At 41.7% G+C, this 14,788-nt stretch carries 17 protein-coding genes and 1 pseudogene; 10 read left to right on the forward strand and 8 right to left on the reverse strand.

Features of this window, described 5'->3' with window-relative positions; all coding sequences use genetic code 11:
- Positions 1 to 380: 380 nt before the first annotated feature.
- The 10 genes and pseudogenes from PR833_RS08115 to PR833_RS08160 all read left to right on the forward strand — a co-directional run bounded on the left by PR833_RS08115 (position 381) and on the right by PR833_RS08160 (position 6,650).
- Positions 381 to 1,370, forward strand: a complete 990-nt coding sequence (locus PR833_RS08115; RefSeq protein WP_105874313.1) for a LacI family DNA-binding transcriptional regulator — start codon at positions 381 to 383, stop codon at positions 1,368 to 1,370.
- A 170-nt stretch (positions 1,371 to 1,540) separates the two neighbouring features.
- Positions 1,541 to 1,677, forward strand: a pseudogene (locus tag PR833_RS08120) (IS6 family transposase); the annotation flags it as partial.
- A 14-nt stretch (positions 1,678 to 1,691) separates the two neighbouring features.
- Positions 1,692 to 1,964 carry a hypothetical protein gene (locus tag PR833_RS08125; protein WP_036942716.1) on the forward strand — a complete coding sequence of 91 codons (273 nt, stop codon included), beginning with the start codon at positions 1,692 to 1,694 and terminating at the stop codon, positions 1,962 to 1,964.
- A 182-nt stretch (positions 1,965 to 2,146) separates the two neighbouring features.
- A complete protein-coding gene (locus tag PR833_RS08130) occupies positions 2,147 to 2,296 on the forward strand; it encodes a hypothetical protein (protein ID WP_004915905.1) in 150 nt (49 codons plus the stop codon).
- A gap of 15 nt (positions 2,297 to 2,311) precedes the next feature.
- The gene (gene pyrB / locus PR833_RS08135) at positions 2,312 to 3,247 is read left to right on the forward strand and encodes an aspartate carbamoyltransferase (RefSeq protein WP_272526019.1); all 936 of its coding nucleotides are present in this window, start codon (positions 2,312 to 2,314) and stop codon (positions 3,245 to 3,247) included.
- A 13-nt stretch (positions 3,248 to 3,260) separates the two neighbouring features.
- Positions 3,261 to 3,725, forward strand: coding sequence for an aspartate carbamoyltransferase regulatory subunit (gene pyrI, locus PR833_RS08140; RefSeq protein WP_004915901.1), 465 nt, complete (start codon positions 3,261 to 3,263; stop codon positions 3,723 to 3,725).
- Positions 3,726 to 3,829: 104 nt separating this feature from the next.
- Positions 3,830 to 4,216, forward strand: coding sequence for a 2-iminobutanoate/2-iminopropanoate deaminase (gene ridA / locus PR833_RS08145; protein WP_004915899.1), 387 nt, complete (start codon positions 3,830 to 3,832; stop codon positions 4,214 to 4,216).
- Positions 4,217 to 4,494: 278 nt separating this feature from the next.
- Positions 4,495 to 4,944, forward strand: coding sequence for a GNAT family N-acetyltransferase (locus PR833_RS08150; protein ID WP_004915894.1), 450 nt, complete (start codon positions 4,495 to 4,497; stop codon positions 4,942 to 4,944).
- Between the two features lie 419 nt (positions 4,945 to 5,363).
- Positions 5,364 to 5,531 carry a hypothetical protein gene (locus PR833_RS08155; protein ID WP_004915890.1) on the forward strand — a complete coding sequence of 56 codons (168 nt, stop codon included), beginning with the start codon at positions 5,364 to 5,366 and terminating at the stop codon, positions 5,529 to 5,531.
- A gap of 165 nt (positions 5,532 to 5,696) precedes the next feature.
- A complete protein-coding gene (locus PR833_RS08160; protein WP_272526020.1) occupies positions 5,697 to 6,650 on the forward strand; it encodes a hypothetical protein in 954 nt (317 codons plus the stop codon).
- 602 nt (positions 6,651 to 7,252) lie between these two features.
- Here PR833_RS08160 and PR833_RS08165 read toward each other — a convergent pair.
- From PR833_RS08165 to PR833_RS08200, 8 genes are all read right to left on the reverse strand, one after another.
- Complete coding sequence (locus tag PR833_RS08165) at positions 7,253 to 8,377, reverse strand: adhesin (protein WP_306169839.1); 1,125 nt, start codon at positions 8,375 to 8,377, stop codon at positions 7,253 to 7,255.
- 13 nt (positions 8,378 to 8,390) lie between these two features.
- Positions 8,391 to 8,924 (reverse strand): fimbrial protein, encoded by a 534-nt coding sequence (locus tag PR833_RS08170; protein ID WP_036942707.1) that lies wholly within the window; start codon positions 8,922 to 8,924, stop codon positions 8,391 to 8,393.
- Positions 8,924 to 9,457 (reverse strand): fimbrial protein, encoded by a 534-nt coding sequence (locus PR833_RS08175; protein ID WP_004915879.1) that lies wholly within the window; start codon positions 9,455 to 9,457, stop codon positions 8,924 to 8,926. The genes PR833_RS08170 and PR833_RS08175 overlap by 1 nt, the downstream gene beginning before the upstream one ends.
- Positions 9,450 to 9,878 (reverse strand): hypothetical protein, encoded by a 429-nt coding sequence (locus tag PR833_RS08180; protein ID WP_014657342.1) that lies wholly within the window; start codon positions 9,876 to 9,878, stop codon positions 9,450 to 9,452. The genes PR833_RS08175 and PR833_RS08180 overlap by 8 nt, the downstream gene beginning before the upstream one ends.
- Positions 9,879 to 9,909: 31 nt before the next feature.
- The gene (locus tag PR833_RS08185; protein ID WP_014657341.1) at positions 9,910 to 10,641 is read right to left on the reverse strand and encodes a fimbrial biogenesis chaperone; all 732 of its coding nucleotides are present in this window, start codon (positions 10,639 to 10,641) and stop codon (positions 9,910 to 9,912) included.
- Between the two features lie 28 nt (positions 10,642 to 10,669).
- Positions 10,670 to 13,189: a fimbria/pilus outer membrane usher protein gene (locus tag PR833_RS08190; protein WP_272526021.1), complete on the reverse strand. Its 2,520-nt coding sequence runs from the start codon at positions 13,187 to 13,189 to the stop codon at positions 10,670 to 10,672.
- Between the two features lie 57 nt (positions 13,190 to 13,246).
- Entirely contained in the window at positions 13,247 to 13,825 is a 579-nt protein-coding gene (locus PR833_RS08195; RefSeq protein WP_272526022.1) for a fimbrial protein, read from the reverse strand.
- Positions 13,826 to 14,039: 214 nt separating this feature from the next.
- Positions 14,040 to 14,591 carry a fimbrial protein gene (locus PR833_RS08200; protein ID WP_004915868.1) on the reverse strand — a complete coding sequence of 184 codons (552 nt, stop codon included), beginning with the start codon at positions 14,589 to 14,591 and terminating at the stop codon, positions 14,040 to 14,042.
- Positions 14,592 to 14,788 lie beyond the last annotated feature (197 nt).

The following is a 14,788-nucleotide window of genomic DNA, read 5'->3' on the forward strand; positions in this document are numbered from 1 at the left end:
ATGAAACTATTTTTAATCGAGTGATTATACTCATGATAGTCTTTTTACCTCACGAAATAATATATAAATACACTTATTTATTATGGGAGCCGAGGCATTGCACTTAAAAATATTTTTAACTTAAATTAATCACAGTCTATCCCATAAACGCTTATCATGTTCAATTAATATACTCACTAACTAGTAAGAATAAAGTGATGTACTTCACAATAGGTTATACGTATGACTTGATGGTGATCATATCATTGAAGAATGCTGATAAATTAGTAGGCTCAAATAGGTTTTATCCCTTAGTATTAATACATGCGGTCATTACCTATTTGATATAAGAATATATTATTATTTATCTATTGATTATGTTTTTTATTGTTGGAGAGAAAATGTCTACGGTTAATAGCAAAGATGTCGCCCGTTTAGCGAATGTATCACAATCAACAGTATCTCTCGTATTCAGTGGTCGTTATCATGGCAGAGTATCTGATAAAACGCGCGAAAAAATTCTCAGCGTTGCAAAAGAACTTGGTTATCATCCCAATATTAATGCGCAAGTTTTACGCAGTGGGAATTCTAAGACTATCGCCTTTATTGTCCCAGATATTCAGCAACCTTATTTTGCAAAAGTTGTTCATGCAGCAGAAATTTTCGCAACCAAATCTGGTTATTCTTTAATTCTTTTAGATAGTTATGCTAACAAACAATGGCATGAGCATCTAATATCATTATTTCAAAGTAAGCTTATCAGTGGCGGTATAATTTACTCATGTGACAAGAAAAACATCGAATTATTAAGATATTACCGAGAAAAACTGATATTTATTGAGTCTGATGACGAAAAAAACAACGATATTTGCTTAGAGGTAAAAAAAGCGATCGAATCTATATTTTACATTGCAAGTAAAATGAAACGATTCAGAGTTGGTTCTTTTAGAACTGATCTTCCAAGGCAACACTTCTTAACGCGGCATGAACTTTTTGATCAGCAATTCAATTCATTAGAAAATCCAGAAAAATCTAAGCATATCGTGTATTCATCATTCAATCTCGCGCAATCAACTGAGAATGCAGAGATATTACTGCAGCAAAAACCCAATATTGTTTTTTGTGATGACGATATTTTAGCAGGCGCTATCTATCGGGCAGCAAAACACCTGAACATTCATATTCCTAACGATGTGGCAGTAATAGGATTCAATGACACAGATCTTTGCAGCTATTTGAACCCAGAATTATCTACCGTACAAATTCCGACTCAATACATAGGGGAAATCGCTATCAAAATGCTATTAGAAAAAATATCAAATAATCCACAAATCATAGAAAAACAGTTCGTTACGTTAAAAGTTGTCACTAGAGGGTCGACACAAGCTTAATCCTCGAATAAATATCAAGAAACTTGGATTTAAGTGAAAGGAGACGGTCGAGTATTCGATGCGTTGATTATAGGATAAACTGCACTTTTTGTGGGCTTGTTGCAAAAATTGTCGAAGTGAACGACATTAAGGTCATTGCTCGCTTCTTTAGGAAAAGTCATGTCACTAAAGTCAGTGATATGCTGGCCGAACACGGTATGTCGGTTCATCGCTCGACGAATTATCGTTGGTTTATTGAATATGCACCGATACTCCGTAAAAACTCAAAAAATATCAATTTATTCGAGCTGTCTCTTCTTGGCAGCTCTTGGGGAGCATTCGATGCCGATGGGATTAGTGCTGGGCATGAGTGCTATGCGCATAATGTCGGTGTTAGCGCAATCTCCAGCACCTCTGCAACTCTTACCTTCTCCGAAATATAATCATGGTCAGCCGTGGTTGCGGATAGAAAAAGGCAGTCCTAATGGAGTGACGGATTTATTGCTACCCCAAAAGGGTGATCCGTTTAACGAAATTTACCTCAAAGAAAAAGCATGGTGGCAGATGTATGAGCCTGATATTTTAGATAAAGGTCAGGGTGTTATTGATGGTTAAATTAGAACGACTCGCTAAGCGACTCAGTCAATGACAAATATCTCTCTGATTTGACTGTTTTTATACAAAATAACTGGAAACGTAAGTGGACTTAGACGCAAAAAAATCTATTTTTCTGTATGCAAACGCTTGCGTCATGAAAAGACACGCGTATAATGCGCCACAATTTGCCGGGAGAAAACATGAACGCTGTTGCTCTATTTGTTTCAAAGAACACCTCCACTGCACTGCCTTCTGGCGGTCTGGACAGCCTGTTTTTCCCCTCCGTATTTCAAGAAAAGCCCCTCATTGAGGGGCTTTTTTTTGGCCTTTCACCTTATACGTCTTGCTGACACAGGAGAACAACGATGCCGAACCCTCTATACCTACGCGACATAATCTCAATTAATGATTTAGATCGCACCGACCTTGAACTTGTGCTCAAAGTGGCTGCCTCCCTAAAACAGCAACCTCAGCCAGAATTTTTAAAACATAAAGTCATCGCCAGTTGTTTCTTCGAAGCGTCGACTCGCACACGTTTATCCTTTGAGACCGCAATTCACCGCCTAGGAGCATCTGTTGTGGGGTTTTCTGACAGCACCAACACGTCACTGGGGAAAAAAGGTGAAACACTCGCAGATACCATTTCGGTGATCAGCCAATATGTCGATGCTATCGTGATGCGCCACCCACAAGAAGGTGCTGCACGCTTAGCCAGCCAATTTGCGGGGGAAATTCCCATTATCAATGCTGGTGATGGTTCAAACCAACATCCAACACAAACACTACTCGACCTCTTTACTATCCAAGAAACCCAAGGTCGTCTTGAAAACCTACAAGTCGCAATGGTGGGTGATTTAAAATACGGCAGAACAGTCCATTCACTGACACAAGCCCTCTCTAAATTTGAAGGCAATCACTTTTATTTTATTGCGCCAGAAGCGCTATCTATGCCAATCCATATCCTGCATCTTCTTGAAGAAAAAGGCTCCACATACAGCTTACATAACAATATTGATGAAGTGCTGCCTGAGTTGGATATCCTTTATATGACACGAGTACAGAAAGAACGTTTAGACCCGTCTGAATATGCCAATGTCAAAGCGCAATTTGTACTCCGTGCCACAGATTTACAAGATGCCAAACCCAATCTTAAAGTTTTACACCCATTACCGCGCGTTGATGAAATCACTGTTGATGTTGATAAGACCCCTTACGCCTACTATTTCCAACAAGCGGGTAACGGCATTTTCGCAAGGCAAGCTTTGTTGTCTCTGGTTTTAAATAAAGAATTGACCATCTGAGGAGAAACACATCATGACACACGATCATAAATTACAAGTTGAAGCAATTAGTTGTGGCACTGTCATCGACCATATTCCTGCTCAAATTGGTTTTAAGCTATTGAGTCTATTTAAACTCACCTTAACAGATGAGCGCATTACCATCGGTTTAAATTTACCCTCGAATAACTTGGGGAAAAAAGATTTAATCAAAATCGAAAATACTTTTTTGACACCAGAGCAAGCCAACCAATTAGCGATGTATGCACCAGAAGCAACCGTTAATCGTATCGAAGACTACCAAGTGGTTGAAAAATTAGAGTTACGATTACCTGAATATATCGACAATGTATTGATTTGCCCAAATAGTAACTGTATTAGCCATAATGAGCCGGTGTCTAGTAGCTTTAAGGTGAAAAAAATGGGCAAAGAAGTGGCGCTAACCTGTAAATTTTGTGAAAAAGAGTTCGACAGAGACGCCGTTATTAATAACCAATAAATGAGATTCGTGTGGCCACGGCTTTGTATGTGAGCTTCAAAGCTTTATACTGAACTTCTATAAGCGAAAGTTACCACTTTTTTACCTGATTAAACGGAGTATTTATGTCATACGAAATCAGTACAGAAAACGCACCGGCAGCTATTGGCCCTTATGTTCAAGGTGTTGACTTAGGCAGTATGGTCATTACATCTGGCCAGATCCCTGTTGATCCAAAAACAGGTGAAGTGCCTGAAGATATCGCGGCACAAACTCGTCAATCACTCGCAAACGTGGCAGCTATCTTAGAAAAAGCAGGCCTTAGCGCTGCCAATATCGTGAAAACCACGGTATTTGTGAAAGATTTGAACGATTTCGCAACCGTAAATGCAACTTATGAAGAGTTTTTCAAGCAGCATAATGCACCATTCCCAGCGCGCTCTTGCGTTGAAGTTGCCCGTTTACCGAAAGATGTAAAAATCGAGATCGAAGCGATCGCTGTTCGTAAATAATTTATCTATCATTGGAAAACCTGCTAAATAAAATTGGCAGGTTTTTTTATCAATGCCCCAATGTATTTCCTACCAGCACAATAAAATATTTTGTGCACTATCTTGTTATTTCATCACCATTCCGGCATATTTGAGCCGCATTTTAAATTGCCAATTCGGCTATGCCATCAATTTCACTAAGGGGGTTACCATGCGTAAAAACAATCTAAATAAATTCACTGCATATTCTATTCATTCATAATTTAGAGAAGGTTTACTTCTCTAAAAAGGAGAAGTTAATGGTAACACTTGTTGAGCTGAATCAAGATAACTGGGAAGATTGTGCTGATTTGCAAGTATCAGAGGAACAATCACAATTTATTGCTTCCAATTTATATTCAATTGCCGAAGTCCAATTCTTACCACGGTTTATCGTTAAAGGGATCCAGCATCAAGAAACACTCGTTGGGTTAGTCATGTATGGCATTGACCCTGACGATGGGAATTATTGGATTTATCGCTTTATGATAGATGAATCTCATCAGCGTCAAGGCTATGGTTTGCAGGCCATGCTTTTATTAATTGATGAGATAAAGTCATCAAATAAGGATAATATTCCTGCCATTATGATTGGCTATCACACCGATAACGTGGGTGCACACCACTTTTATCAGAGTGTCGGGTTTGAATTTCAAGGCCTAGCTGATTGGGGGGAGTATTTAGCTAAGTTTGATTTAATCAAACAATAACCCTTTTGATTTAAAGGCGTGACTTGAAGTGACCTCCAATAACTGGGCAACCAATTATTGGGGGTCTTTTTGTATTCAATGGGATTGGCAATTAAAGCCATCACAAAGGATAATAAGTATTGCTCAAATAATATGCTATTGAGGTTTATCTTTAGAGTCACCCTTGATTATCTAAAAATAATTCACTTATATATCAATGTATTAAAATATAATCGAGCATTAGAAAATATCTATTAGCGATATTAATTACAATGCTAACAACAACCCCTTTGACTTCTCCTTCGGACCACTTATTGGTTTAGGATTATGAATTGATATTATTAATGTTGTTTTCACTCGTACAGGAACTGGAGAAAAATGGCGTAAGTTCTGTCTGCATATGGAAGAAAAAGAGGAATCACGCAATAAGCCAGACTTGAATGGCTATACAAGGCCTTTTCATTGAAGCTCGGCTCTTAGACAGCGGATTAAAACTAACTTTTGATAATGAAATGAAGCTCACTTCTAAATTAGAAGGGGAATTTAGTGGCAGTATTAACTTTAGGTTAGTGGTGGATAAAAATAGGATCGGTTTAACCGTAACTTAAATTCAATTATAAATTTGAGGTTAAAGCTGGTATAGTGGGAAATGAACAAGTCAATTAACAGGTTCTACTACCAATAAATTTAAATGGGAATTTCTCCCAGAAGATATAGTTCTCGCTCCTAAGGCTGAAGGTACGATACCTATTTATCATTTTAACGGGTAAATTATGATTAAGAAAATACTATTATTAATGTTGATCTTCATTTCATCTAATGTTGCTGCCACAAAAATGCATGATAATGAACTAAAAAAATATGACTATAAAATAGGTATTGATTTAAATCAATGTGGGATGGAACTATATGTTAATGATGTAATGCTGATATATAATTCTGATATGAATAAATTCAATACTACATTTGGTATTGGCTCCTTTCTTAAAGAAAAAAACAACAAAATCAGAATCGTATTACTTTCACTAAATAAAAATCGCGAAATCTTCACTACAGGTACCGAGTGTAATTTTGAGTTTCTAGCTAGAGATAGATTTGAAAGTGATAAGTTAAACCATATTTCACTTATTAGTTACAGACCAAACGAAGATATTGATTTTAACATAAAAAAAGCATCTCACTATAAAAATTCGAACATTAACTGGGGAGAACTAGCGGATGATTTAAAGGTTGAATTCGTTGATAAGAATAATAAGTACTATAGAATGACTCAACAATTTAATATCAGAGAAGACTTTCCAGCTTGGAAGTGGACTACATCATACCAATTTAATGATAACATTAAATTTTTTAATGACCTCCCTCTTGAACAGCAAGCTAAATTAAAAGAGATTTATACCGAAATATGGGATGCTTTTAACCGACAAGATGAGAAAAAAATAAAATTATTGTTTAATGAGATGTTAGAAGAGTCAAGTTCCGCAGATGGAGGGAGCGTTGAATCATATTATAACTCCCTTGGTTTTTCTGAGCTTTTCGACAAAGAGCAGTATCAGTTAAAACCACTCAATATTTCTAGTAATAGTAAGATCTCTAAATACCTTGATAATCGTGTTATTTCAGTTTTTAAGTCACCAATCGCTTTTAAAGATTTAGAGTCTGGTCAGTCTATTGGTATTAATCCGAAATTACGCTTTGATGGTGAAAAATTTATTATTTCTAGATAATAATACTTTAAACATCAATAAGCCTCATTAGTAATTCAAACTCGGGCCATGTTAAACATGGCCCTACACAAATGATGATAGACCCATGTCCACTCCCTCCCCATTAATGAAGAATAGACATTATTAGCAGAGCAAGAGACAACTGTTAAAGAGGGTTAGTTTAAATCCAATGCTAAAAATAGCAAAATTCAAAAAGAATTAATCAGTAATACACAGTTGTAGGAAGCTATTAATTATTGATAACCCATTGTTCTTTCTAGACTAAAACTATCACCAAGTTAAATATTGCATTTTATAATTATAAAAATATGCAGATGGTGAAATCTTTACAACAACGCCTTATCTATCCATTATTGATGGTAAAGTTACAATAGTTAAATAGTACTCTTGATGAATTGGCAATTAACAGTCAGTGATGACTGGCTATTAATTAGCGCTGAAAAAAAAACAGTTATCCCCTTAGGGGGCTGATATTGATGAAATATTCAAAATTAGCTAAGGAAGATTTTCTCATTTCCTGCCCCTGTCAATAAACGGCTTTGATATTTTATCAAGGCCGTTTATTAACTTACTTTTATCTTATCGAGAAAAAACATAAACAATTAATCAAATGTCGCTATCAACCAAGCCGAACCTTTATAATCCCCCGCGGCGGCATTTGTTCCTTGGATATGACTCGTAATTTTAATTGTTCTTAGGTCTTTAATCTCAATTTTAAAATCTTTACCCGTTTGACCCGTTGTTTCATCGGTCATGGTCAAGTTACTGTAGATTTTATGATTACTATTTTGGCTACTCGTCATTGGTAAACGTTTCTGTGGGTCATTGTCTGTTGCATAATCAAGGCGTAACCTGACATTTGTTGGAATAGCGAACTTGCAGTTATAAGTCACTTGTTCAGTGACAACACTATCGTAATTTAATGTGTTTAAGTGTCCATGCCGTAAGTTTACTGTCCCCGCTTGCCCAGTGGTCGTGGTGGTATTACACGATGAGCCCACATTTAATGTTGAAGAGAGTAAGCGCATTGGAACCGTTGTTTCCTCTAATGGCCAAGATGTATAGATTGGCGGTACTTTAGGGTTCATAAATGCACGTACATACCCCCCAAGAGGCATAGCAGCAATCATCACCTGACCATCAATAATGCGCTCATTAATATAAAATGTTACGGTGATGGGAAACTGTACTCCAAAATTAGATGCCGACGCTATCATCGCTGTACTCGAAGCATTCGCACAAACTCCAGCTCCCGTAATATTGATCCAATTAAGCATTCTACTCTCAACGGTCATCACGACGTTACTATTGATGCGATAACCTGGTTTGCCTTCTATCGTAGCGGCTTCAGGGACATACATGAATAGCCTGTGGTAAGCACTATCACTACCAATAATCCTCGTACTTGTTCCCCCCCAAGTTCTACCAATACATTTTGCCGCTCCCGTTGCTTTAACCGCTGAGTCAATGCTACTAATCACTATCGGCTCCCCCACACGATAATAATTTTTACCATCAGAGCCGGTGACAGGCGTCGAAACGATTGCGCTATTACTCGCCAGTGTGATCAAATAGCCATCATTTGGGTTTTGGATCATCGGTGCATAGTTTGCTAGGGCAATCGAGGGAAGTAATAAACCGCCTGATGCAATGCCCCCCCAGCCGATTTTCTTTTTTTTAAAAGACTGCAACCCGTGTGTAAGAATAATGCCTTTTAAGTTCAACATAATCATGATCCTACTAATGATAAGTCACAGAAAGGGTGACGGTTGACGTAAATTTCCCCAGAGCCAATTGATTGATCGGCACCGTACTCACTAATTGCGCTTGTAAATCCATGCGGTACAATGTCGCGTCCACCCGTTCGGGGTAAATTCGTTGCTTTTTACTCACTTCCAATGCACGCACCGTGCCGCCCGTCACCTCTTTAAAATCAATACCCAGCCCATTGATACTGGTCGCTAAAATATTTTTCCCGTTATATAACACGCTGCTGTCCCCTTTAGGGCTCAACACGATAGCTAACGTATTGTTGAAATTACACCCCGTGATATAGAGTGAAAAATCGTTCACTGCCGCCGATGTATTCAGTGAGTTTGGGTTAAGTGTGCCGAAACCAATTTTCAGCGGTGAGCTGCTGTTTTCACTGCGAATATTACAAGCGGGATCTACCATGGTAGCGGTCACATCCACCAAAACGTCAGCGTGGCTCTCTAATACGGTCAATAACAGGAGTAACCCGAGAGGCTGTTTGAGCTTATTCAGTCTTATCACTATTCGTACTCCACCTGAAAGGTCACGATCCCGGAAAAATCGCCCACATTAGCTTCGCCAGTGGCGGGTTTACGGACAAAAACACCAAAATCAAATTGTTGTAAGCCGTCAACCACACTGACATCACCCATCGTCATCGGCTTATTCCACACAAGGGGTTTTTCATCATGATCGACCAGCCCCAAGACGACCCCACTGTCGCCTTTGGTGGTTAAAAAACTCTCACCGCCAATCGTGACTAATTCGCTGCTTTTCCACGTTAATTGAATACTTTTTTGTAAATCCGTTGCACTACACTTATCGATGGCAATGGTAAAGGGCGTCACCGCGCTGGTGCCATTTTCATTAATCAATTGCCAACGCAAGTTATACAGTGTGATTTTCTGATGGAGAGAGCCGGCTGCCACTTGGCATGCCGTGTTGACCAGCTCACCACTCAACTCAATATCTAAGCTATTGGCCGCGCGTACCTGAGAAGCTCCCCCGAAAAGCGCCACCGAAAACAGCCAAATATACTTTGCTGCCCTATTCATAGCTCACCTCTAAACGCACCGTGTGCCCATCTTTCATCCATGTCGGTAGGTCGATTGGATTATCCCCATTTAGCAAAGACAGCGGGTAACGCACTGAAAACACCCCGCGTTGTACATCGTAAAGCCGCACACTCGCTGGGGTATTGGCTGCTGCATTAAACACCGCCATTTCTTGGTACTTGTTTCCCGCGCCACACCCAATCAAACGCAGCGTGTTATCTAACGACAAATTGCAGGGGGCATTAAATAGCGTGGCACTCACCTGTATTTGGCCTTGATGCTGCGGTTCGTAGTCCGATTGATTAACCGGTGTATTCGCCACAGGGCTATTAGCCATCGCCCATTGGCTCAAGACACTGCCAAGAACAAACAGTACCGCGTTGTACCCGGCTGTTTTGATGAACATGTTGTGTTTACGCATCGTCCTTTCCCGTTCGCTCATACGCTGAAAATTACGGCTCACCCGTTACCGTGCAAGTCTCACCTTGGCAACGAAATGCCAGCGTGGGCTTACCACCATAATCATTGATGTACGTCAGATACGGTGTGGACAGTGCGGGGGATACCACATCCTGTGTTGACTTAGGCGGCACCATAACCACATCAAATGAATTGTGCTCAGCCGCGGCTTGACTGTTCCCTAGCCCAATCACCGTTAAGTGAAATGGCGTGGTATTATTGATGCGATAACCTTTCGCTATCTTTGTTAATGTGACTTGATGCGCCCACTTAGTGTCCGATTCAGGTAAAATACTGGCCGGTCGATAAAACAGTTTGACCCGTGATTGCAAGGCAATTTGTAAGGTATTGCCATCGGTGGATTTAGGGGGCACTTCACGCAAATTGAAGTAAAACACCGACTCACGATCTTGTGGCAATTGGCTCAGTGCCGGCGTCGTGCTTAAACGCACTAAACTGTTGCTCATGGGCTCAATGCGTTGCAACGGCGGCGTCGCCAAAATAGCCCCTTTGGTGAGCTTATTCCCCTGTAAATCTTCAATCCAACTTTGGGCTAAGTAAGCTTCTTCAGGGTTATCGTTCGAAATGGTGACGTTAATCGATTTTTCCGTTCCCGGAAAAATGATGCGTGTTCTATCTAATGTGACTGCGCTGTAGGCACTCATTGAGACAAATACCGCGATACCCACCCACATATGGCATAATCTTTGACCTAAATTCAACATCATTGACCTCATAAAACGAATAAAAGACTTATTTTGCTGGCGTTACATTTGCCGTTGACAGCGCGGGCGCAGCGCAAGGCAGCAATAACATGCTGGATAATGACGTGACATTGTCAGGCATGCGTAATTCACACTGCTTCTTTCCGGCCCAATAAACAGACAGGATTTCTTGAGGGGAAATACCGACCAACCACGTCACCCCCTCTTCACCCACAATGCCCAATTCACGGTTGTCAGCATTGCGCACACTGGCCCCAAACGGGGGATTTTTGCCATCACTCAACGATACGATGGCGAACAGTTTTTCCCCTTTCATCACCGATAAACGGCGGTAACCTATCGCGCCTTTGGTTAAGGTAATGTCGGTCGTTGACTGTAACGTTTCTAAATTCTCTGGCAGCTGACTGGTGTTAATCGACGCCGTCGATTTACGGTAACTGTTCACGTTAGGAATAACCGCAATCCCAAAACGGTTGGTTTTGATGACGCCACTGTCCAGTGGCACATCCCCCACCCCCGGTGTTTCAATCATTAAGCGGGTATCGCCATTTGCTGAACGGTGCAGTGCTATCCCGTGAGCCGTCGCCGTGATCCCACTGTTAATCGAGGCGCCAAAACTGCGATATTGTTGTGGCACATAACTGACGTTCGTGGATAAGTTAGCCTGCGACAGATCCCGTGAATAATAGCCACTGAAACTCGACTGACTCTGCATATGCTGTCCGTGGTTATACCCCACATTCAGGCTGTAATTATCACGATCGCTATAGCCGCTATACCCGACACTGTGGCTATATTGGTTATACTCACCGGCACGTGAATAGCGTTCGGAGAAGGTGATATTGTGCCCGCGATACAGAGGAACCGTTAAATACAGGTTGATAGCATCATCTTTATAGCCGTTATCACGCTCGGTACGCGTCGCCGATAATGAAATATTGGCATCTTGCTGCGATAGCCTAGGTATGCTGATATTGGTACTGGCGTATAAACCATATTGCGTTTGCGGTTTATCTTGCCAATAAGTACTGTATTGATAATTCAACGATAAACTGAAATTATCAAAATACTTGTTCAGATAGATTTGGTAGTTTTCTTTTGCCACACGCGCCACATGACCGCTACGGCTTTGATCTATAAATTGGCTTAATGTGCGGTAATCTCTATCGGCAAATCGATACCCTGCAAAGGTAATATCCGTGCGTAACTCATCAAATGACTTTGCATAGTTGAGGCGATAGGAGCGGCCTTGCAGCGTGTGATGGGTAAAGCGGGCAAAAGACTGCGTCATATCGAGTGACAATGCCCCAAATGCAAACAAGTCTCGTCCAATCCCTATCGCTGCGGTTTGGTAATCCCCATTCAGTTGCGTCCCCCCATACAGTGACCACGCATTAGATAACCCATAAGACAACTCGCCGCTGATCACCGGCTTACCAGTTAGGCGATGACCGTCATAGCGCGTTTTACCCGCCACTAACTTATAAATAATGCGCCCCGGGCGGGTTAAATAAGGCAGTGAGGCGGTGTTGAGACTAAATGTTTTCTCTTCGCCATTTTCTTCACGCACAGTGACATCGAGCACCCCTCGTACGCCGCTGTCCAAGGTCTGAATGCGAAACGGCCCCGGGGGCACCGTGGTTTCTAAGATCACGCGGTCTTGGCTACGCACAATCACCGTGGCATTCGTGTTCGCCACGCCAATAATTTCCGGCGCGTACCCCACCAATTTAGGCGGTAACATGCGGTCGTCACTTTCGAGGGCGATACCACTGTATTGCCATGACTCAAACACATCAGAATAGAAGTAGTTTTCCCCAATGGTCAAAATAGAGGCTAATTTCTTCAAGGAGGTAAACGCATACAGCCGGCTAAAATCAAAACGGTGGGTTTCTTGGGGGTTGCTGCCACCGTGCTGTTTTTGGTAGTTCGCGTTATAGTCACCACGAAAACGCCAAGCACCGAGGTTAAGACCTGTTGTACCATTGGTGGATAAATAGACCCGTTTGCTCCCGCGACTTTCTTCGATGACAGACGCATTGGCGCTATAATCCACAAAGGCACCATTCACCCCCTCTTCCCATAACGCCGGGGGTGTCCAGTTTGGATCACGGTATTCCATCCATAACTGGGGAATGGTGATTTTCAGTGAGAGTGTGGACAATTCAACCGTCGATTTCACCCCAGTTAACGCGGAAAAATCAAGGCACTGCCCCGCCTCGGAAAGGGTGACTTTTTGTTTTGCCGAATCTTTCAGGCCAATCAGATCCAGTAAGTTCGCCGGTATGCAAATGGCATGTTGTGCTAAGACCGTGATATCACGAGGCGCCCCTAAGCGCTGGCCGTTAACAAACACGGTTAACACATAGTCTCCGGGAGGTACATAACCCGCAACGGAAAATTGGCTCATATCGACGTTTTGCATATCTTCCGCATCCAATACGTCAGTATTGAACTCTGTTGCAGACACCGTGCATGCACTGACGCTCACCGCCAATAAAACGGCCTGCCTGACTTTGCTAAGTTTGAACATCATGCTCTGTACCATCCCAAAGACAGCAAGAATGCCTCCTCAATGTCATCATTGAAGACGTGCTTCTGTGCTTTATTGATAATCGATAAAAAAACGAACCAGCCCGTGATAACGTCCTGCTTGTAGCGGCTTTCCTGTCAGCTCGAGCCGTAAAAAATAGCGCAAAAAGAGGGTTTGCCCCGATTGACCTTGCCGTAACACACTGTCAAACAAAGGATAGGTTTCCCCAGGGATCACGATATTTTTCGTGTTATCCAGCACGGATACGCCCAACCCCTGAGAAGGCCCTTGCAAGGCAAATGCGTCGATATTATCGGCCCCTTGCCCGTCAAAACGTATTGTCCATGTTTTACTGTCAAGGGTGCTGTACACACTGCCACAGTCACGAAGCTCAATGTCAAAAGGGCGTGTTTGTTGTTCACGCGCCACGGCGGTTGAGAGCATCGTCAACGTTAACGACGAAAAATCGACCGTTTGGTCGCGATTTGACATCACAATCGAGCATGGTGTTGAGATCACACTGCCAACCAGTTGAGTGACACCTTCATGGCGCATGCCCACCTCGTTGGCGCCAAAAGCCGATGTGCCCCCCAAAATCAGCGAAAAGAGGATCCCTGTTGTTTGCAAACTCATGCGTTGATAAACAGCCACCCGTTTCTCCCTTGCAGACAGTAAAAAAATCCACCTGTGTTATGACTGTTAACAAACAAATACTGTTTGACGGCAGTCGTTAGAGGTTGTTAACTCCATGAAGAAAATCAATTTATTGACTTTCGATTGAGAAGACGAAGAGGGCGAGATTGCACTTTACCCCTCTTCGTGAGCCCCTTGGCCGCCAGCGTTCACTGACGGTCAATGTATCGACTTACTGGTACGTGATACGGAAGTTAGAGATGGCGCTGAATCGCCCTTCCGCAACATCTTTAGTGGTATCAACCGCTTTCGCCAATGCTTTAAAAATTAAAGTATTTTCACCATTTGTGTTGGCAATACGAGGGAGAACGTCTGTGGCTTTACCGAACTCAAAACCATCAATCAAAATACCGAGGTTGTTCGAATTCCCCGCGGAAGTTGCCAGCAGCGTGTTGCCTTTATCTGCATAGCTTTGGCCAGTAAACACGAGTTCCATTGATTTCACCGCAACAGGGTTACCTTCAGTATCTTTACCAAAGTTAGCAAAGTCACAACCGGTGAATTTGATCTCGAACTCTGCTTCCGCAGGCTTACCACTTTCCAACGCTTTACGAGACAGCTGACCGAAATCAACGGTTTGTTTCAGAGAAGACTGCTCGATATTACAAGGCGTGTTCACAACTGTACCCACAAAGTTAATCGTTCCGGTGTTATCCGCCATTGCGCTAAATGACACAACAGACGCCGCAAATACAGTTGCAACTGCTAATTTTGTTAATTTCATTTATTTTTCCTTTCTAGTAAAAAGACAATAGAAACCAGTCACCACACATAAATTGAAGAGTGTTAATTTCATTTTTTGTTGATAAAGCAAAGGTTACATCATTAATAAAAACACCGTCCCTGCTGCTACCTATCCCTTATCCATATCTAAGAGACAAATAGTTCCTTATAGGCTAAGGCTAACCCATATAATTTATT

Origin of the sequence: Providencia sp. PROV189 (assembly GCF_028480065.1) — a bacterium.
GTDB classification, from domain to species: Bacteria; Pseudomonadota; Gammaproteobacteria; order Enterobacterales; family Enterobacteriaceae; genus Providencia; species Providencia stuartii.